Origin of the sequence: Streptomyces sp. NPDC048254, from assembly GCF_043201895.1 — a bacterium.
Classification (GTDB): Bacteria; Actinomycetota; Actinomycetes; order Streptomycetales; family Streptomycetaceae; genus Streptomyces.
Genome location: NZ_JBICZJ010000009.1, coordinates 313630 through 331408 on the forward strand (window position 1 = coordinate 313630; position 17779 = coordinate 331408).

Below are 17779 nucleotides of genomic sequence, written 5' to 3' on the forward strand. Positions count from 1 at the left end.
GGAAGCCCGTGATCGCTGTTCAGGTCCGGCGCGTGCGTCCCCCCGGTGGCCCTGGATGTAGCGGTTGCGGGGCGTCGGGGGCCGGGTGTTGTCACCCGCAGGGCACTAGTCGAAGATCGGGCCGACGGTGCGGGTCCGCTTGATCTCGTAGAAGCCGGGTGTGGAGGCGACGGCGAGGGTGCCGTCCCACAGCCGGGCAGCCTGCTCGCCGGTAGGTGCGGGGGTGACGACGGGTCCGAAGAAGGCGATCTTGTCGTCGCTGTCGGGGCCGGGGACGGCGATGAGGGGGCTGCCGACCTCCTGGCCGACCAGTGTGATGCCTTCCTGGTGGGAGCGACGCAGCACCGCGTCGTAGGTGTCGGTGTCGCCGCCTCCGGCGAGGTGCTCGGGCAGTCCCGCCTCGCGCAGGGCGGCCTCGATGGTGGCGCGACGCCCGTCTACAGGCAGGTACGGGTGAGCCAGTCGTCGGAACTGTACGTATCCCTGGCCGGATCCGGCACCGTGGCAGGCTGCACCTCCACCAGTTGCTCCGGGCGAACGCGCTCCGGCAACTTGCCGAACCAGGGACGCTGCCCGGTATCGGCGGAATTCGAGAATCCTGTCTTCTCAGGTGTCATTTCGTCCTCCTCAGTTGTGAGACACCGCTGGTCAGAATCGGTCGACATCGAGGATGGCTCGGGCGAATGCTTCGGGCGCTTCCTGCGGCACGTTGTGGCCGATTCCCTTGAGCGTCCGGTGGTCATAGGGGCCCGTGAACTTGCCCCGGTATGCCGCGCCGTCGCCGGCCGGGGTGAAGGGGTCCAGCTCCCCGTCGAGAGTGATGGTGGGCACCGCGATGTCGGGCGCGGCCGCGAGGCGTGCCTCAATACCGTCGTAGCGGGGGTCGCCCTCGGTCAGGCCCAGCCGCCAGCGGTAGTTGTGAATCACGATGGGGACGTAGTCCTCGTTGTTGAATGCCGCCGCCGTGCGGTCGAAGGTGGCGTCGTCGAAGTTCCACGTCGGGGAGACGTTGTGCCAGATGAGCTTCGCGAAATCGTGCCGGTACTTCTCGAAGCCCAGCGCGCCGCGTTCGGTCGCGAAGTAGTACTGGTACCACCATGCCCACTCGGCCGCGGGCGGCAGCGGCAGCTTGTTCTTCTCCCGGTTGGTGATCAGGTAACCGGTCACGGAGACCAGAGCCGTGCACCGCTTCGGCCAGAGGGCGGCGATGATGTCGGCGGTCCGCGATCCCCAGTCGAAGCCCCCGAACACGGCCTTCTTGATCCTCAGAGCGTCCATCAGGGCGATGATGTCGTGGGCGATCACCGACTGTTGCGCGTTGCGGAACGTGGTCGACGAAAGGAAGGCCGTGGTGCCGTGTCCGCGCAGGTAGGGAACGATGACTCGGTAGCCCTGGGCCGCGAGCAGGGGCGCGACATCCACATAGCTGTGGATGTCGTACGGCCACCCGTGCAGGAGGATGACGGCTGGTCCGTCGGCCGGGCCGGCCTCGGCGTAGCCCACCATGAGCTCGCCCGCCCTGACCTGCCTCAGCATCGGGAAGGACCTGTCGCCCGAGTCCGGTGGCAGCGTCGTCTTTTCGGCGCCGGCCCCGGACGACGAGGACGCCGCTGCCGCGGAGCCGCTCAGCCCGACCAGTGATGCCGCAGCCGTTCCCGCCGCGCCCACGCCGATGACCTTGCCGAAGGTACGCCTGTCGATCATCTGTGAACCGTTCTGTCCGTGTCGGCCGGCCGGCGCTTCGCGCCCGACCGAGGTCTCTGCCCAGCCATCGTGGTGCTCCGACACCCTTCGGGGCCTCAGTGCCCGTCCGCAGTCGTCCTTCGGGTTTCCCGCACCCGCCGCTTCGGCATCCGCCCTCGGCACCCCCCGCTTCAGGGTTCACCCGATCGCTCCGCCCATCCCCGGAGCCCGGGCCGACCGGCCTCACGCAGTACCTTTGCCCCCATGAATGCCGACCGCGCTGAGCCGGGGGTGGAGGCTGTGTCACGTCTCAGCGTGGTGATCGCCGATGATCACCCCGTGGTCCGTGCGGGCATGCGCGCGCTGTTGTCCCGGGACGAGTCCTTCGAGATCGTCGCCGAGAGCTCGACGGTCCCGGAGACCGTGCAGGCCGTGGCGGAGGAGCAACCGTCCGTGCTGGTCCTGGACCTCACCATGGCGGGCCAGTCCAGCCTGCCCTCGATCCCTGACCTGCTCGCGGCGTCACCCGGTACCCGCATTCTGATCCTGACGATGCAGGAGGATCCCGCGTTCGCCCGCGCGGCCCTGCGGATCGGAGCGGCCGGGTATCTGCTCAAGGAGGCGGCGGCGGAGGAACTGGTCGGTGCGGCTCGCCAGGTCGCGCGGGGAGCCGTATACCTCCAGCCCGCCATGGGTGCCCGGCTGGCCATCGCGGACGCCGGCGCTTCCGGAGCCGTTGAGGACGTCTCTCTGACAGCGCGCGAGCTCCGGGTTCTCTCACTGCTCGCCCTGGGCCACACCAACCAGGAGGTCGCGCGACGTCTCTACGTCTCCGTTCGGACGGTGGAGACCCACCGCGCCAGGATTCGGGACAAGCTCGGGACCGAGACGCGGGCGGAACTCATCGCCGCGGCTCGCGAGCGCGGGCTGCTGGGATGAACGGCACGCTGCGAGCCAAGGCCGGCCCGATCACGGAGGCCACCGGTGCCGCGCTGCTCGTGATCGCCTTCGCGGTCGAGGTCCTCCAGCAGCAGCCTCGCTGGGTGATGCGCTTCTCCCTCGGTGCCGCCGTCGCCCTCATCGTCGCGGCGGCACTGAGCAACGCCGTCCGGAGGGCATGGCTGGCGGCCCTGTGCGGGCTCGCACTCATACTCGCCGTGTCACAGCTGGTTCGCATGACGAAGGAGCCGCTTTTCAACGGCCTGAACATCGTGCCCCTCCTGCTGATCGGCTGCGCCGTCATGCTCGGCCGCAGTGCGGTGGCGCGCCGCCACAGTCTCGCGCGGGAGCGGGCGCACGCCCGTAGCGACGGCGAAGAACGGGAGCGTCGGCGCTGGGCCCGTGAGTTGCACGATGGGACCCTTCAAGAACTGGCCGCTGTTCAGATGGTTCTGTCCGCCGCCGGCAGGGCCCAGTCCGCCGCCATGAACGAGGCCATCGACCAGGCACAGAGCTTGATCGCGAACCAGATCACGTCCCTGCGGCACCTGATCGTGGAAATGCGGCCTCTCGCCCTCGATCAGCTCGGACTCGCGCCTGCTCTTGAGACGCTGTGCCGGCGCACCGAGGACACCTTCGGGCTGAACGTCGAGCTGCGCGTCGGAGCGGAGTGGCACGGGCCTGGGGACGAACTGTCGCCGGAGGCCCAGGCCCACGTCTACCGCATCGTGCAGGAAGCGCTGAACAACGCGGTCAAGCACGCTCAGGCGAGCCACCTTCTCGTGGAACTCGACAGCGACGACCACGCGATCAGTGTGGCGGTCAGGGACAACGGCCGCGGGATGGACCGGCAGCCTTCCGCACCGGTCAACCCGTCCGCGCTCCGCACGGTGGTCTCCACAGGAACCGGGCTGTCGGCCATGCACGAGCGCGGCCACCTGCTGAACGGACACCTCCGCGTTGGTTCAGCCCCAGGTGAGGGAACCTGCGTCACCCTGCTGATACCCCGCCGCGCCAAGCGACGTTCCAGGCAGTAGGGGTGCCACCTCGTTGTCCATGCTGTCGGAGCCCCCTGTCGGATTCGAACCGACGACCTTCGCTTTACAAGAGCGGCGCTCTGACCAGCTGAGCTAAGGAGGCGTGCAGGCACCGTGGGGTGCGTGCCAGTGCAGTGTACCCAGCTCCCGAGGCCGCCCTGTCGAAAATTTCCGCGAAGTTCACAGGGGTCCAGGTACTGACATACGGGGTGAACGCCAGGTACCGTCCAGAGCCAGTTCACTCGCGTGGACTACACCAACCACCTTCCTACAACGGATCGTCCGGCACGTTCCTGCCGGTAGAAGGGGGCCTCTGAGCCATGGCCACTGTTACGTTCGACAAGGCGACCCGGATCTACCCGGGTTCCACCAAGCCCGCCGTCGACGGCCTCGAGATCGCGATCGAGGACGGCGAGTTCCTCGTCCTGGTCGGCCCGTCGGGTTGCGGCAAGTCCACCTCGCTGCGGATGCTCGCAGGCCTGGAGGACGTCAACGCCGGCGCCATCCGCATCGGTGACCGCGACGTCACGCACCTGCCGCCCAAGGACCGGGACATCGCCATGGTGTTCCAGAACTACGCCCTCTACCCGCACATGACGGTCGCCGACAACATGGGCTTCGCGCTCAAGATCGCCGGCCGGAACAAGGCGGAGATCCGGCAGAAGGTCGAGGAGGCCGCGAAGATCCTCGACCTCACCGAGTACCTGGACCGCAAGCCGAAGGCCCTCTCCGGCGGTCAGCGCCAGCGTGTCGCGATGGGCCGCGCCATCGTGCGTGAGCCCCAGGTCTTCCTCATGGACGAGCCGCTGTCCAACCTGGACGCCAAGCTCCGTGTCTCGACCCGCACGCAGATCGCGTCCCTCCAGCGCCGCCTGGGCATCACCACCGTCTACGTCACCCACGACCAGGTCGAGGCCATGACGATGGGCGACCGGGTGGCCGTCCTCAAGGACGGTCTGCTCCAGCAGGTCGACTCGCCGCGCAACATGTACGACCGCCCGGCCAACCTCTTCGTCGCCGGCTTCATCGGCTCCCCCGCCATGAACCTGGTCGAGGTCCCGATCACCGACGGCGGTGTGAAGTTCGGCAACAGCGTGGTCCCGGTCAACCGTGAGGCGCTCCAGGCCGCCACCGACAAGGGCGACCGCACGGTGACCGTCGGCGTCCGTCCCGAGCACTTCGACATCGTCGAGCACAACGGCGAGGCCGCGTCCGCCCTCTCCAAGCACACCGAGGACGCCCCGGCGGGCCTCGCGGTCTCCGTGAACGTCGTCGAGGAGCTGGGCGCCGACGGCTACGTCTACGGCAGCGCCAAGGTCGGCGACGACCTCAAGGACCTGGTCGTCCGCGTCAGCGGCCGCGCGGTCCCGGAGAAGGGTGCCACGCTGCACGTCGTGCCGCGGCCGGGCGAGACCCACGTGTTCTCGACGTCCACGGGCGAGCGTCTCTCCGACTGACCGATCAAGCAGAGAAACCTCTGACCAGGGTGAACTTACCCAGGTTGACGAAGAGGGCCCCGCAGCCTGCTGCGGGGCCCTTTGCGTTGCCCCGAATTACCCCGGCAAGCGGGTGGTTTTCGAGCCGTGTACGTCAACCCCGTACCCGAAACGGGGCACTTCTCCATCCCCCGAACCGGTGACTAAATGTCGCCAAATCATTACCGCACGCTACCCTCACACGCGTGAAGCACTCCACCACCCCTCAGACGCGACGCGGCCATCGGGGCGGCCCTGCCCGCCGGATCGGCCGCACTCTCGCCCTCGTCCTGCCCGTCGTCCTGGTGCTCTCCGGGACCCTCGCCGTCACCCGCGTCAACTGGACGGGAAGCCCGCGGAACTCGGTGCTCACCGCGACCGACGTGACCGACGCCGGCGTCTCCTCCAAGGCGGTCTCCCGGGCCCCCCAGGACGTCCTGCGCGAGCAGCTGATGACCGAGCTCCAGGACAAGAACCCGGGCCAGGTCCTCACCCACCTCCAGCAGGCGGTCAACGGCCACCCGTCGATGGCCCGGCACTGCTCGTCCATCGCCCGCGCGCTGGGCCGGGCCGCGGTGCGCATCTACGGCGCCTCGCGCGCCCAGTCGTACGCCCGCCCGGTGTGCGACACGTCCTTCGCGTCCGGCGTGCTGGCCGCGCACAGCTGAACACCGGACGGTAAGTGGGTAACAGCTCCTTAAGGGCCGTCCTACGGCGCTCAAGGAGCCCCCGGGGCGCGTCGTACAGTTCGGGTCATGACCCATCCGAACGCCGCGTTGCGCCCCACTCAAGCCGTGGTCCTGGCCGGTGGCCAGGGCTCACGGCTTCGTCCGTACACCGACGACCGGCCCAAGCCGATGGTCGAGATCCCGGGTACGGGCACGCCGATCATCGGCCACCAGCTGACCTGGCTCGCCGAGGAGGGCGTCACGGACGTGGTGGTCTCCTGCGGCCACCTCGCCGACGTCCTGCAGAAGTGGCTGGACTCGGCCGACCTGCCCCTCTCCGTCACGACGGTGGTGGAGAGCGAGCCGCTGGGCCGGGGCGGCGGCCTGAGGTACGCGGCCGCGCATCTGCCGCACACCGACCGGCCCTGGTACGCCACGAACGGCGACATCTGGACGCGGTTCTCGCTGCGCGACATGGCCGACTTCCACACGGAGCGGGACGCGGTGGCGACGCTGGCGCTCGCCCGGCCGCGGATCCCGTGGGGCGCGGTGCAGACGGACGGCTTCGGGCACATCACGGACTTCATCGAGTCGCCCCCGTCCACGTTCGAGATCAACGCGGGTGTGTACGTCTTCTCGCCCGAGTTCGCCGAGATGCTTCCGGAGCGGGGGGACCATGAGCGGACGACGTTCCCGCATCTCGCGCGGAGCCGGCGGCTGGCCGGGTTCCCGATTCCGCAGGGGGCGTACTGGCGGGCGATCGACACGGCGAAGGACCTGACGGAGGCGGCGAAGGAACTGGCGGCGCTGGGTCGGTAGACCGACAAGGGGGACAGCCCTTCCTCCCCCTCACCCTCATGGTGATGGGCCCCACGCCTTGCGGCGTGGGGCCCATCACCATGAGGTGGCCGTGCTAGCCCAGCAAGCCGCCCACCAGGCCCGGCTGGCCCGAGGAGGTCGAGCCGCCGCCGGTGCTGCCCGTGCCGCTGCCCGTGCCGCCCGTCGAGGACGTGCCGCCGGTCGCGGTGCCGCCCGAGGTCGGGCCGGCCGTGGTCGGTGCGGGAGCCGTGTGCTGGGGCGGAGCCTGGCCCGTGGTGCCCTGGGTCTGGCTGGGAGTCGTGGTGGTGGCACCGCTCGTGGCGCGGTCGGCGCCCGGGGTGGTCGCCGCCTGCGAAGGGCTCGCCGTGGCGCCGCTCGAGGGGGCCGTGGAGGCCGACGGGGTCTGCTTCCGGTGCTTGGCCGTCTCGCCCGGCAGCGGGGAGCCCGGGAGGTTGTTGCGGGGCGCCTCGCCGGGGCCGGGGACGACCACGCGGCTGGAGTCGCGGACCGCGCCGCCCAGGAGAGAGCCGACGAGGAGGGTGAGGCCGATGGTGACGGCGGTGATCAGGGCGCCGCGGCGGAGCACGTAGGCGCGCAGGTCCCAGATGTCGGAGTGCGGGCCCAGGCGTCGCCAGGCGCTGCCCGCGAGGCGGCCGTCGACGGAGTAGACGGGGGCGCCGGCGATGATCAGCGGGGACCAGGCGGCGAGATAGATGATGTCGGGGGCGTCGTACGCGGGGACGGTCTTCCAGCTGACGGTGACGATGAGCGCGGCGGAGAGCAGGGCGCCGACCACCGCGGCCACCCGCTGCCAGCAGCCGAGGACGGTCAGGACGCCGACGATCACCTGGAAGAAGGCGATGACCAGGCCGGAGCCGACCGGGTGCTGGAGGGCGAACTGACGCAGCGGCTCGGCGACGTCCCAGGGGTGCAGCGTGTTCAGCCACGTGACCATGGAGCCGCGCTTGCCGCCGTCGAAGTAGACGGGGTCGCACAGCTTGCCCATGCCGGCGTAGATGGAGATGAAGCCGAGGAAGATCCGGAGCGGGAGCAGGACCACGCCCAGGTTCATCCGGCGGCCGGGATAGTAGGCGTGCCGGGCCGGGTCGTCGCCGTGCCGTCTGGTCGACGACGGCTCCTCGAAGTCCTCGAACTCGTCGTCGGCGTAGGCCGGTTCGTCGTAGGCGGGTTCGTCGTAGGCGGGTTCGTCGTAGGCGCTGCCCGTCGTGCGCATGGGCGGCAGCAGCCGGGACTCGCCCGAGGCCGGGGAGCGCGGATGGCCGACCAGCGGGGTCTCGACGGTCCGGTCGAGGTCGCCGTAGCCGTCGTCGACGCGCGGGATGACCTGGGTCGCGCCGGCCGGTTCGACGGATTCCTCGGCGTACCGGACGCTGCCACCGCGGACGGCCTGGAGCAGCCGGTGGGCTCCGGTGTCGTCGGGCGCGGACTTGCCGCTCCAGACGACCGGGCGGCGCCGGCCGGGCGCCGCCCCCGCTCTGCCCGCCGTGCCGGCGACCGGAATGCGCGCGGTGTCCTCGGTGGCGCTCAGGTGCCGTGCGACCCGGGGAGATTGGGCACGCCGTGTCGATACGCCCAACTGCACGCGGAAACTCGCGTGGTTGACGATGACCTGCGCCGGATCGCTCGGCACCTTCACCATGCTCAGCGCGGGAGCGTCGTCGGGCCCGGAAGTGAATCCGGAGCGGAATCCCGGCGAGCGGTCCCCCGTGGGTGTGCGGGGTGTTCTGGTGTCCACACTCATCTAACCGAGTGACGTGGAGTTAGGACACTGCTTTGACCGCCCCGAAGTGTCCGGACCCCGTCAAGGATGCACGGGATGCCGGAATTACCCCGCGCAGGTGAGGTCACGGACGTTTGTTCAGCCCCGGCGGCGCGCCGCCGGGTACCGCCGTCAGGCCCGCCGCCGGGCCGCCTCATACAGCACGATCCCCGCCGCCACACCGGCGTTGAGCGACTCCGCGCCGCCCGGCATCGGGATCCGCACCCGGTAGTCGCACGTTTCGCCGACCAGCCGGGACAGGCCCTTGCCCTCGCTGCCCACGACGATGACGACGGGGCCGGAGAGCGCCTCCAGATCACCGATCTGGTGCTCACCGTCGGCGGCCAGGCCGACGATCACGATGCCGGCCTTCTTGTACGCCTCCAGGGCCCGGGTGAGGTTCGTGGCACGGGCCACCGGCGTACGGGCCGCCGCACCGGCCGACGTCTTCCAGGCACCCGCCGTCATACCGGCCGCGCGCCGCTCGGGCACGACGACGCCGTGGCCGCCGAAGGCGGAGACGGAGCGGACGACCGCGCCGAGGTTGCGCGGGTCGGTGACCCCGTCCAGGGCGACGATCAGCGGGTCCTCGCTCCCGTCGTACGCGGCCTCCGCCAGGTCCTCGGGGTGCGCGTACTCGTACGGCGGGACCTGGAGGACCAGGCCCTGGTGGTTGAGGCCGTTCGTCATCCGGTCCAGCTCGGGGCGCGGCGCCTCCATGAGGTTGATGCCACCGCGCTCGGCGGCGAGCTGGAGGGCCTCGCGGACCCGCTCGTCGTTGTCGATGAACTGCTGGACGTAGAGCGTGGACGCGGGAACGCCCTCGCGCAGCGCCTCGACGACCGGGTTACGGCCGACGACCAGCTCGGAGGTGCCCTTGCCGCCCCGGCCACGCGGCGCGGGACGGCGTACCGTCTGCTTCGTCTTGGCGTTGGCGATGCGGTTCTTCTTGTGTCCCTTGCGCATCTCGGCGGGCGGGGTCGGACCCTTGCCCTCCAGGCCCCGGCGCCGCTGGCCGCCACTGCCGATCTGCGCGCCCTTCTTGCCGGACATGCGGCGGTTGTTGGCTGCCATGGGTTACCCGTCTCCGTAAGCTTCGTTTCGTACGTACGTCTTATGCAGTGTGCCGCCCGGGGGGCCGGGCGGCACAGTCGATCTTGATTGACCGGTGGTCAGGACTTGAGGGTCCAGCGCGGGCCCTGGGGGCTGTCCTCGATCGCGAGACCGGACTGGTTCAGCTGGTCGCGGATGGCGTCGGCGGTCGCCCAGTCCTTGCGGCCGCGGGCGGACTCGCGCTGGTCGAGGACGAGTCGTACGAGACTGTCGACGACCCCGTGCACGTTTTTGTTGAGCACGGTCTCGCCCCTCTCGGCCCCGCCGGACCAGTGTGCGTCGAGCGGGTCGAGGCCGAGCACGCCGAGCATGGCGCGGACCTCGGCGAGGCGGGCGACGGCGGCTTCCTTGTCGTCGGCGGCCAGCGCGCTGTTGCCCTGCCGGACGGTGGTGTGCACGACGGCCAGCGCCTGCGGGACGCCCAGGTCGTCGTCCATCGCCTCGGCGAAGGCCGGCGGGACCTCGGTCGAGGGCTCCACCGCTCCCCCGGCCAGCTCCACCACGCGCTGCACGAACCCCTCGATCCGCGCGAACGCCTGCTCGGCCTCGCGCAGCGACTCCTCGCTGTACTCGATCATCGAGCGGTAGTGCGGGGTGCCGAGGTAGTAGCGGAGCACGATCGGGCGCCACGCCTTGACCATCTCGGAGACGAGGACCGAGTTCCCGAGGGACTTCGACATCTTCTCGCCGCTCATGGTGACCCAGGCGTTGTGCACCCAGTACTGGGCGAAGTCGTCGCCGTAGGCCTTGGCCTGGGCGATCTCGTTCTCGTGGTGCGGGAAGATCAGGTCGAGGCCGCCGCCGTGGATGTCGAAGGCCTCACCGAGGTACTTGTGGGCCATCGCCGAGCACTCCAGGTGCCAGCCGGGCCGGCCGCGGCCCCACGGCGTCTCCCAGCTGGGCTCGCCAGGCTTCACGGCCTTCCACAGCGCGAAGTCCCGCTGGTCCCGCTTGCCGGTCTCGCCCTCGCCCTCCGGCTGGCGGAGGTTGTCCAGCTCCTGGTTGGAGAGCTGGAGGTAGTCCGGGTAGGAGCGCACGTCGAAGTAGACGTTGCCGTCGACCTCGTAGGCGTGTCCGCGCTCGATCAGCCCGCGCATCATCTCGATCATCTCCGGTACGTGCCCGGTCGCGCGGGGCTCGTACGTCGGCGGGAGGCAGCCGAGCGCGGTGTAACCGTCGTTGAACGCGCGCTCGTTCTCGTAGCCGATCGCCCACCAGGGGCGGCCCTGGTCGGCGGACTTGGCGATGATCTTGTCGTCGATGTCCGTGACGTTGCGGATGAACGTCACGGCGTAGCCGCGGTATTCGAACCAGCGGCGCATGATGTCGAAGTTGAGGCCGGAGCGGATATGGCCGATGTGCGGTGCCGCCTGCACGGTGGCACCACAGAGGTAGATCGAGACACAGCCCGGGGCGAGCGGGGCGAAGTCACGGATCTGCCGGGCGTTGGTGTCGTACAGGCGAATCGTCACGAGACCTAGGGTAGTGGGCCGACCGGAGTGCCGGGGACCGTTGTCATGTGCGGGTTCGTGGGGGTTGATCGCGCCCCGCGGCGGAGCCGCATATCGATACAGCCCCGCGCCCCCAAACGAATCACTCAACTCACGTCGCTTTGACGACCAACGCCGTTGCCACCGCCATGAGTCCCTCTTCCCTGCCCGGAAATCCGAGGCCGTCCGTCGTAGCCCCCGAAACCGAAACCGGAGCCCCCGCCGCGTCCGAAAGGATCTTCTCGGCCTCGTCCCGGCGCTTGCCGATCTTCGGGCGCGGTCCTACGACCTGCACGGCGATGTTCCCGATCAGGAATCCGGCGTCGCGGACGATGCGCGCGGCCTCCGTCAGGAGGGTCACCCCCGACGCGCCCGACCACTCCGGGCGCCCGGTGCCGAAGTGCTGGCCGAGGTCGCCCAGGCCCGCCGCCGAGAACAGCGCGTTGCACGCGGCGTGCGCGACGACGTCCGCGTCGGAGTGGCCGGCCAGGCCCGGGCCCTCGCCCTCCCACTTCAGGCCGGCGCACCACAGCTCGCGGCCCTCCTCGAAGGCGTGGATGTCGGTGCCGATGCCGACCCGGGGCAGGAGCGGCTGGTCAGAAGCCATCGTTGAGCCTCCTGCGGGCCAGGACCGCCTCCGCGAGGACCAGGTCCAGGGGGCGGGTGACCTTGAAGGCCTCCTCGTGGCCGGGGACGACCACGACCCGTTCGCCGAGCTGTTCGACCATGCCGGCGTCGTCGGTGACGTTGTCGGTGACCGTCTCGTGGGCGCGGACCAGCGTCGCACGGTCGAAACCCTGCGGGGTCTGGACCGCACGCAGGCGGGCGCGGTCCGGGGTGGCGAGGACCGGCTCGGGGTCGCCCTGAACCGTCGCCGGCTCGACCTCCTTGACCGTGTCGGCGAGGGGAAGGGCGGGGACGACCGCGGGGGCGCCGTCGCGGACCGCCTGGATCACGGCGTCGACGGTGTCGACGGGGACCAGCGGGCGGGCCGCGTCGTGGACGAGGACGATGTCGTAGTCGGGGGGCAGCGCGTCCAGGCCGAGCTTGACCGACTCCTGGCGGGAGTCGCCGCCGGGGACGACGAGGAAGTCGGTGCGATCGGGCAGCGCGTGCGCGTCGAGGAGGGACTTGACCTCGGGCGCGCCGTCGGACGGGGCCACGACGACGACCAGGGAGACCGCGCGGGAGGCGGCCAACGCGCGCACGGCGTGGATGAGCATGGGCGTGCCGTTCAGCGCGCGCAGCGCCTTGGGGGCGCCCGGACCGAGCCGTACGCCCCGGCCGGCGGCGGGAATCACGGCGGCGGTACGCAGTTCCGTACGCGAAGGACGCGAATCGTCAGACATCGGTTCCTGTCAGGTTTGTGTGCGGGCCTGGCGTGGGTATGGCCTGGGAAGTGCCGGGCGCGACGCCTTGACCGGACCCTTCCGTGACACTGGTCGAGCCAGCAGCCCGGGCCCGGCACGCCTAGTATCGGGGGTCTCCGCCAGGTGCGGGGTTCCGAGTGCGCGAGTTCCGGGCACGGACATGCCGCAGCGCCCGGCGACAGAATGTGTCATCGGGCACCGCGGCATTCAGTGTGCGGAGTTTCGGTGTGCCGAGCTGGATCGCGTCAGGACGCGAGGACCTCGTCGAGCAGGGCCTCGGCCTTGTCCTCGTTTGTGTTCTCCGCAAGAGCGAGCTCGCTCACCAGGATCTGGCGGGCCTTGGCGAGCATCCGCTTCTCACCGGCGGAGAGTCCGCGCTCGCGCTCACGACGCCACAGGTCACGCACGACTTCCGCGACCTTGATGACATCGCCGGAGGCGAGCTTCTCCAGGTTTGCCTTGTAACGACGGGACCAGTTCGTGGGCTCCTCGGCGTACGGCGCGCGCAGCACCTCGAAGACCCGGTCCAGTCCGTCCTGACCGACCACATCACGCACGCCGACGAACTCCGCATTGTCCGCTGGCACACGTACCGTCAGGTCACCCTGGGCGACCTTCAGCACCAAGTAGGTCTTGTCCACGCCTTTGATCTGGCGAGTTTCGATAGCCTCGATCAGCGCGGCCCCGTGATGGGGATAGACCACGGTGTCGCCAACCTTGAACGTCATGTGACAGGTACCCCTTCCGTGGCTATCCAGGGTAACACGGAAACCGGCGGTTCTGAATGGCGTTTTCGCAGGTCAGGGCATATCTCGGGGCTTGACAACAGCAACAGGAACGTGCTTCGCGAGCCGTCCGGAAGCAGGTATTCGCAGGTCGGAGCGGCTCTCCGGGCGAGGTGAAACGCGTACGTTACACACCTCCGGACACCCGGCCAAGTGGACGAACGTCCCCATATGTCCACTTCCAAGCGTACGACTTCCGCTACTCCGTTCGGCTGCTGATGTCGGATCGGGGACGTTTCCGGAATTGATCACAGGCATCCGACCGAACGGTACGTGATCAATTTCCCCGGCGGTCGCGCATTCCTTCACGGAAATTTTGCGCGCGGTGTTGCGAGCGGGTTATGCGAATGCCTGACGAGCGCCCCCCAAAGTGACCGGAGAGTCACTTGTGGAGTCCTGGGGGTACCGCCGCTCGAGAGAAGCGAGGGGCTTGGGGAGGGTCGGGTGCGGCCACGCGGGAACGGCTCGGTAACCTAAGGCCGCTGACAGACACTTAGGGCGGCTTTATAGGGGGCCGCCCGCGCGTTCAAGGAGTAGCCGCCGCCGTGAGCAGCAGCCTTCGACGCGGCGCCCTCGCCGCCTCCGCCATCGCCTTCTCCGTCGCCTCGCTCGCCGCCTGTGGTGCCGGCAACAACTCCCAGACGCTGGAGATCAAGCCGGACAACGCCGCGACGACTGTGGGTGACATCAAGGTCCAGAACGCGACCGTGATCACCCAGCCCGACCTCACCTCGACCGGCCCGGCCGTGGTCTCCGCGACCATCTTCAACACCGGCACCGAGCCGGAGACGCTCCAGTCGATCGTCGTCGCCGGCACCAACAAGACCGCCGAACTGCACGGCACCAAGTCCCAGCCGCTGACCATCCCGGGCGGCGGCCGGCTGATCCTGGGCGGCAAGGGCAACGCCTCCGCGGTGCTCGGCAGCAGCCGCGAGGCCGTCAAGGACGGCAACGCGCAGAAGGTCACGTTCACCTTCAGCAAGACGGGTGACGTGAGCCTGCGCGCGTTCGTCGTGCCCGCCGAGAGCTTCTTCACGGGCTGGGGCCCGAGCGCGGTCCCGTCGGCCTCCGCGTCCTCGTCCGCCTCCTCCTCGGTCTCCGGCTCTCCGGCGGCGGGCTCCACGGCGAGCGAGAGCGCCAAGGCCAAGAACAAGGCGTCCGAGAGCGCCACCCCGAGCGACTCGGCGTCGGAGTCGGCGAACGCGGGCTGAGCGGTCGCACCGCCGTACGACCAACGCGAGAAGGGCGGTACCCCCGAGGGGGGCCGCCCTTCGCCGTACGGCCGCGACCAGCCGTCACCGCACGGCAACCGACTCCGCCGTCCTCACCGCACGGCGCTCAGCCCCGCGGTCGTGACCGCGGCTCGGCTCGGCCGTACGGTCGTAGGACCAGGTCAGCGGTTTACGGCTCGAACTTGTAGCCGAGACCGCGGACCGTCACCAGGTAGCGCGGGGCGCCCGGGTCCGGCTCGATCTTGGCGCGCAGGCGCTTGACGTGGACGTCGAGGGTCTTGGTGTCACCGACGTAGTCGGCGCCCCAGACCCGGTCGATGAGCTGCATACGGGTCAGGACGCGGCCGGCGTTGCGCAGCAGCATCTCCAGCAGGTCGAACTCCTTGAGCGGGAGGTCGACCTTGGAGCCGGAGACCGTCACCACGTGGCGGTCGACGTCCATGCGGACCGGACCGGCCTCAAGGGCGGCCGGGGTGACCTCCTCCGGCTCCCCGCGACGGCGCAGGACGGCCCGGATACGGGCGACCAGCTCGCGGGAGGAGAAGGGCTTGGTGACATAGTCGTCGGCTCCTATTTCGAGCCCGACAACCTTGTCGATCTCGCTGTCCTTGGCCGTCACCATGATGACGGGGACGTTGGACCGGCCGCGCAGCTGGCGGCAGACCTCGGTGCCCGGCAGGCCGGGCAGCATCAGGTCGAGGAGGACGAGGTCGGCGCCGTTGCGCTCGAACTCGTCGAGTCCGTCGGGGCCCGTGGCCGCCACGGCGACCTCGAAGCCCTCCTTGCGGAGCATGTACGACAGGGCGTCGGAGAAGGACTCCTCGTCCTCGACGACGAGCACTCGGGTCACGGATGGACCTCCGGGGCGGGAAGCGGTTCGTACGGGGATGACTCGGTGGTGCCGGCCTCGTCATCGAGGTCGGGGTCGGGGTGCTGCGAGGCGCGGTCGCGAGCCGCGCCCGCCTCCGGCAACCTGAGGGTGAACGTGGAGCCCTGACCTTCGGCGCTCCACACCGTGACCTCCCCGCCGTGCGAGGCGACCACGTGTTTGACGATGGCGAGACCGAGACCGGTACCGCCGGTGGCCCGCGAGCGGGCCGGGTCGACGCGGTAGAAGCGCTCGAAGATGCGCTCCTTGTCCTTGTCGGTGATGCCGATGCCCTGGTCGGTCACGGCAAGTTCGATCATGTCGCCGCCGGGTGCGCTGAGCCGGCGGGCGGCTATTCCGACCCGGGTCCGGGCCGGCGAGTAGTTCACGGCGTTCTCGACGAGGTTGCCGAGAGCGGCGGCCAGCTGGCCGCGGTTGCCCCAGACGTGCAGGTCGGCGGTGCCGCCTGCGGCCATGGTGATCTGCTTGGTGCCGGCCTGGTGGCGGCACCGGTCGATCGCCTCGGCGACGAGTTCGTCCACTCGGACGGGCTCGGCGTCCTCCAGCGGATCGTCGTTCTGCACTCTCGACAGATCGATGAGCTCCTGGACCAGGTTGGTCAGGCGCGTGGCCTCGATCTGCATACGACCGGCGAAGCGCTGCACTGCCTCCGGATCGTCCGAGGCGTCCATGACGGCCTCGGAGAGGAGGGAGAGTGCGCCGACCGGGGTCTTGAGCTCGTGGCTGACATTCGCCACGAAGTCGCGTCGTACCGCCTCGATCCTACGGGCCTCGGTGAGGTCCTCGACCAGTAGCAGTACGAGCCGGGAGCCGAGGGGCGCCACCCGGGCGGAGACGGCGAGCGCCTCTCCGCGTCCGGTACCGCGCCGGGGCAGGTCCAGCTCGACCTGGCGTATCTCGCCGTCGCGCCGGGTGTCCCGGGCCATCTGGAGCATCGGTTCGACGGCGAGCTTGCCGCCGCGCACCAGTCCGAGGGCGTACGCCGCCGAGCTCGCCTTGACCACGATGTCGCCCTCGTCGAGGACGACCGCTGAAGAGCGCAGCACGCTCAGTACGGTGTCCACGCCCGGGGGCAGTACGGGGTCGGTGTGCAGAGAAGTCCTGGTCGGTCGCTTCTGGTCGCGTTCGCTCCAGCGGAACGCCAGCATGGCGATGACACCGGTAAGTACCCCGGCGATCGCTGCCGCTGCGGCGACCGCCGCGTTCACGTCCATGCAAACAGGTTAAGCAGGGGGTACGACATCCCCACAGTCCGCGAGGTGTCAGCTCGAACACTCGTCGCCCGAAGTTCACCTTGGAGCCAGTATTGGTTCATTTGCGATGGCAGAAACGGACGCGCGGGGACCAGAACATGGGAGCGTGGGGTTCGCAGCTGGTTTCGGCCACGGACCCCGGCTCCCGGCCCCCACTAGAACAAACGTACGAGAGGGAACCCTGATGCGGGACGCGTACCACGAGGAACTCGACTCGATCGGCGACAGCCTGGTCGACATGGCCAGGCTGGTCGGATCGGCCGTCGGGCGCGCCACGACGGCGATCCTCGACGGCGACCTGAAGCTGGCCGAAAGCGTCATCGAGGCCGACCAGAAGGTGGACGAGCTCCACCACGACCTGGAGGCCCGGGCGATAGCCCTGCTGGCCCGCCAGCAGCCGGTGGCGACCGACCTGCGGATCGTCGTCACCTCGCTGCGCATGTCCGCCGACCTGGAGCGCTCCGGCGACCTGGCGCAGCACGTCGCCAAGCTGGCCCGGCTGCGCTACCCGGCCAACGCCATCCCCCAGGACCTGCACGCGACCGTCCTCGAGATGGGTCAGCTCGCGCAGCGCCTGATGGCCAAGGCCGCCGAGGTCATCATCACCAAGGACGTCGACCTGGCCCTCCAGCTGGAGCAGGACGACGACGAGATGGACCTGCTGCACCGCACGATCTTCCAGCACCTGCTGGACGACCGCTGGAAGCACGGCATCGAGACGGCGGTCGACGTGACGCTGCTCGGCCGCTACTACGAGCGGTACGCCGACCACGCGGTCGCCGTCGCCAAGCGCGTGGTCTTCCTGGTCACCGGTGAGCACGCGGACGACCTGCAGCCGGACATCCAGCCGGTGACGGGCACCGAGGGGGTCTGACCCCACCGGGTGGGCCTGACCCCGCCGGTGGGCCTGATCCCGCCGGGTGGGCTTCGGCTCGCGAGGTCGTGCGGAGCGGGCGCGTGGGCGCCACTGTGCGCCGTTGATGCGCCCAGCGGAACAGGTATGGAATGGGCGGGGAATGGGCAAATGCACCACGCCCTACCTCGCCCTACCTCTAGGGACCCCTAGGAGGGATCCATGGCCGAATCCCCCAGCACCACGCCCGACCCCACACAGCAGCGCGAGACCGAGCAGCCCGTCGAGATCAAGAACCTTCTGGTCATCGGCGCGTGCGGGTGCGGCTCGGGCTGCGGCTGCGGCTGCCAGTCGGGCAGCCCCTGCCAGTGCGGCTGAGCCACCCGACGTACC

The 17779-nt window shown here is 69.8% G+C and carries 18 protein-coding genes, 1 tRNA gene and 1 pseudogene; 8 read left to right on the top strand and 12 right to left on the bottom strand.

Features of this window, described 5'->3' with window-relative positions; all coding sequences use genetic code 11:
• Positions 1–105: 105 nt before the first annotated feature.
• The 3 genes and pseudogenes from ACGFZQ_RS26035 to ACGFZQ_RS26045 form a co-directional block, all read right to left on the bottom strand.
• Positions 106–429 (bottom strand): annotated as a pseudogene (locus tag ACGFZQ_RS26035) (disulfide bond formation protein DsbA); the annotation flags it as partial.
• A gap of 8 nt (positions 430–437) precedes the next feature.
• Entirely contained in the window at positions 438–617 is a 180-nt protein-coding gene (locus ACGFZQ_RS26040; RefSeq protein ID WP_393842331.1) for a hypothetical protein, read from the bottom strand.
• Positions 618–648: 31 nt separating this feature from the next.
• Positions 649–1704 carry an alpha/beta fold hydrolase gene (locus tag ACGFZQ_RS26045; RefSeq protein WP_393842332.1) on the bottom strand — a complete coding sequence of 352 codons (1056 nt, stop codon included), beginning with the start codon at positions 1702–1704 and terminating at the stop codon, positions 649–651.
• 243 nt (positions 1705–1947) lie between these two features.
• Between ACGFZQ_RS26045 and ACGFZQ_RS26050 the strand changes: the two genes are divergently transcribed.
• Entirely contained in the window at positions 1948–2622 is a 675-nt protein-coding gene (locus tag ACGFZQ_RS26050) for a response regulator transcription factor (RefSeq protein WP_351736997.1), read from the top strand.
• Positions 2619–3659 (top strand): sensor histidine kinase, encoded by a 1041-nt coding sequence (locus ACGFZQ_RS26055; protein WP_393842333.1) that lies wholly within the window; start codon positions 2619–2621, stop codon positions 3657–3659. The genes ACGFZQ_RS26050 and ACGFZQ_RS26055 overlap by 4 nt, the downstream gene beginning before the upstream one ends.
• Positions 3660–3688: 29 nt before the next feature.
• Here ACGFZQ_RS26055 and ACGFZQ_RS26060 read toward each other — a convergent pair.
• A tRNA-Thr gene (locus tag ACGFZQ_RS26060) sits at positions 3689–3762 on the bottom strand.
• Between the two features lie 217 nt (positions 3763–3979).
• Between ACGFZQ_RS26060 and ACGFZQ_RS26065 the strand changes: the two genes are divergently transcribed.
• The 3 genes from ACGFZQ_RS26065 to ACGFZQ_RS26075 all read left to right on the top strand — a co-directional run bounded on the left by ACGFZQ_RS26065 (position 3980) and on the right by ACGFZQ_RS26075 (position 6621).
• Positions 3980–5116, top strand: coding sequence for an ABC transporter ATP-binding protein (locus ACGFZQ_RS26065; protein ID WP_393842334.1), 1137 nt, complete (start codon positions 3980–3982; stop codon positions 5114–5116).
• A gap of 224 nt (positions 5117–5340) precedes the next feature.
• Positions 5341–5802 (top strand): hypothetical protein, encoded by a 462-nt coding sequence (locus ACGFZQ_RS26070; RefSeq protein WP_393842335.1) that lies wholly within the window; start codon positions 5341–5343, stop codon positions 5800–5802.
• Between the two features lie 87 nt (positions 5803–5889).
• Positions 5890–6621, top strand: coding sequence for a nucleotidyltransferase family protein (locus ACGFZQ_RS26075; protein ID WP_351749277.1), 732 nt, complete (start codon positions 5890–5892; stop codon positions 6619–6621).
• Positions 6622–6715: 94 nt separating this feature from the next.
• Here ACGFZQ_RS26075 and ACGFZQ_RS26080 read toward each other — a convergent pair whose 3' ends face one another.
• The 6 genes from ACGFZQ_RS26080 to ACGFZQ_RS26105 all read right to left on the bottom strand — a co-directional run bounded on the left by ACGFZQ_RS26080 (position 6716) and on the right by ACGFZQ_RS26105 (position 13102).
• Positions 6716–8383 (bottom strand): DoxX family membrane protein, encoded by a 1668-nt coding sequence (locus tag ACGFZQ_RS26080; RefSeq protein ID WP_393842336.1) that lies wholly within the window; start codon positions 8381–8383, stop codon positions 6716–6718.
• Between the two features lie 150 nt (positions 8384–8533).
• Positions 8534–9475: a 23S rRNA (guanosine(2251)-2'-O)-methyltransferase RlmB gene (rlmB, locus tag ACGFZQ_RS26085; RefSeq protein WP_393842337.1), complete on the bottom strand. Its 942-nt coding sequence runs from the start codon at positions 9473–9475 to the stop codon at positions 8534–8536.
• 98 nt (positions 9476–9573) lie between these two features.
• Positions 9574–10986, bottom strand: coding sequence for a cysteine--tRNA ligase (gene cysS / locus ACGFZQ_RS26090; protein ID WP_393842338.1), 1413 nt, complete (start codon positions 10984–10986; stop codon positions 9574–9576).
• Between the two features lie 130 nt (positions 10987–11116).
• A complete protein-coding gene (ispF, locus tag ACGFZQ_RS26095) occupies positions 11117–11611 on the bottom strand; it encodes a 2-C-methyl-D-erythritol 2,4-cyclodiphosphate synthase (protein WP_393842339.1) in 495 nt (164 codons plus the stop codon).
• Positions 11601–12353, bottom strand: a complete 753-nt coding sequence (ispD, locus tag ACGFZQ_RS26100; RefSeq protein WP_382534840.1) for a 2-C-methyl-D-erythritol 4-phosphate cytidylyltransferase — start codon at positions 12351–12353, stop codon at positions 11601–11603. Before ispD ends, ispF begins: the two co-directional genes overlap by 11 nt.
• 266 nt (positions 12354–12619) lie before the next feature.
• A complete protein-coding gene (locus ACGFZQ_RS26105; protein WP_003953493.1) occupies positions 12620–13102 on the bottom strand; it encodes a CarD family transcriptional regulator in 483 nt (160 codons plus the stop codon).
• A 602-nt stretch (positions 13103–13704) separates the two neighbouring features.
• Between ACGFZQ_RS26105 and ACGFZQ_RS26110 the strand changes: the two genes are divergently transcribed.
• The gene (locus ACGFZQ_RS26110) at positions 13705–14370 is read left to right on the top strand and encodes a DUF461 domain-containing protein (RefSeq protein ID WP_393842340.1); all 666 of its coding nucleotides are present in this window, start codon (positions 13705–13707) and stop codon (positions 14368–14370) included.
• A gap of 190 nt (positions 14371–14560) precedes the next feature.
• Here ACGFZQ_RS26110 and ACGFZQ_RS26115 read toward each other — a convergent pair whose 3' ends face one another.
• Both ACGFZQ_RS26115 and ACGFZQ_RS26120 read right to left on the bottom strand, forming a co-directional pair.
• Positions 14561–15241, bottom strand: coding sequence for a response regulator transcription factor (locus tag ACGFZQ_RS26115; RefSeq protein WP_010358452.1), 681 nt, complete (start codon positions 15239–15241; stop codon positions 14561–14563).
• On the bottom strand, positions 15238–16494 hold the full coding sequence (locus tag ACGFZQ_RS26120; RefSeq protein WP_393842341.1) for a sensor histidine kinase: 1257 nt from the start codon (positions 16492–16494) through the stop codon (positions 15238–15240). The genes ACGFZQ_RS26115 and ACGFZQ_RS26120 overlap by 4 nt, the downstream gene beginning before the upstream one ends.
• A 223-nt stretch (positions 16495–16717) precedes the next feature.
• Between ACGFZQ_RS26120 and phoU the strand changes: the two genes are divergently transcribed.
• Positions 16718–17407: a phosphate signaling complex protein PhoU gene (gene phoU, locus ACGFZQ_RS26125; RefSeq protein ID WP_382534847.1), complete on the top strand. Its 690-nt coding sequence runs from the start codon at positions 16718–16720 to the stop codon at positions 17405–17407.
• Between the two features lie 201 nt (positions 17408–17608).
• Complete coding sequence (locus ACGFZQ_RS26130) at positions 17609–17764, top strand: hypothetical protein (RefSeq protein WP_351746889.1); 156 nt, start codon at positions 17609–17611, stop codon at positions 17762–17764.
• The last annotated feature ends 15 nt before the right edge of the window (positions 17765–17779 follow it).

Excerpts from the sequence above, each read along its gene's own strand:
- ACGFZQ_RS26045 (WP_393842332.1), bottom strand. The coding sequence starts at position 1,704 with ATGATCGACAGGCGTACCTTCGGCAAGGTCATCGGCGTGGGCGCGGCG.
- ACGFZQ_RS26130 (WP_351746889.1), top strand. The coding sequence starts at position 17,609 with ATGGCCGAATCCCCCAGCACCACGCCCGACCCCACACAGCAGCGCGAG.
- phoU (WP_382534847.1), top strand. The coding sequence starts at position 16,718 with ATGCGGGACGCGTACCACGAGGAACTCGACTCGATCGGCGACAGCCTG.
- rlmB (WP_393842337.1), bottom strand. The coding sequence starts at position 9,475 with ATGGCAGCCAACAACCGCCGCATGTCCGGCAAGAAGGGCGCGCAGATC.
- ACGFZQ_RS26105 (WP_003953493.1), bottom strand. The coding sequence starts at position 13,102 with ATGACGTTCAAGGTTGGCGACACCGTGGTCTATCCCCATCACGGGGCC.
- ACGFZQ_RS26065 (WP_393842334.1), top strand. The coding sequence starts at position 3,980 with ATGGCCACTGTTACGTTCGACAAGGCGACCCGGATCTACCCGGGTTCC.
- ACGFZQ_RS26050 (WP_351736997.1), top strand. The coding sequence starts at position 1,948 with ATGAATGCCGACCGCGCTGAGCCGGGGGTGGAGGCTGTGTCACGTCTC.
- ACGFZQ_RS26120 (WP_393842341.1), bottom strand. The coding sequence starts at position 16,494 with ATGGACGTGAACGCGGCGGTCGCCGCAGCGGCAGCGATCGCCGGGGTA.
- ispD (WP_382534840.1), bottom strand. The coding sequence starts at position 12,353 with ATGTCTGACGATTCGCGTCCTTCGCGTACGGAACTGCGTACCGCCGCC.
- ACGFZQ_RS26080 (WP_393842336.1), bottom strand. The coding sequence starts at position 8,383 with ATGAGTGTGGACACCAGAACACCCCGCACACCCACGGGGGACCGCTCG.
- ACGFZQ_RS26055 (WP_393842333.1), top strand. The coding sequence starts at position 2,619 with ATGAACGGCACGCTGCGAGCCAAGGCCGGCCCGATCACGGAGGCCACC.
- ispF (WP_393842339.1), bottom strand. The coding sequence starts at position 11,611 with ATGGCTTCTGACCAGCCGCTCCTGCCCCGGGTCGGCATCGGCACCGAC.
- ACGFZQ_RS26075 (WP_351749277.1), top strand. The coding sequence starts at position 5,890 with ATGACCCATCCGAACGCCGCGTTGCGCCCCACTCAAGCCGTGGTCCTG.
- ACGFZQ_RS26040 (WP_393842331.1), bottom strand. The coding sequence starts at position 617 with ATGACACCTGAGAAGACAGGATTCTCGAATTCCGCCGATACCGGGCAG.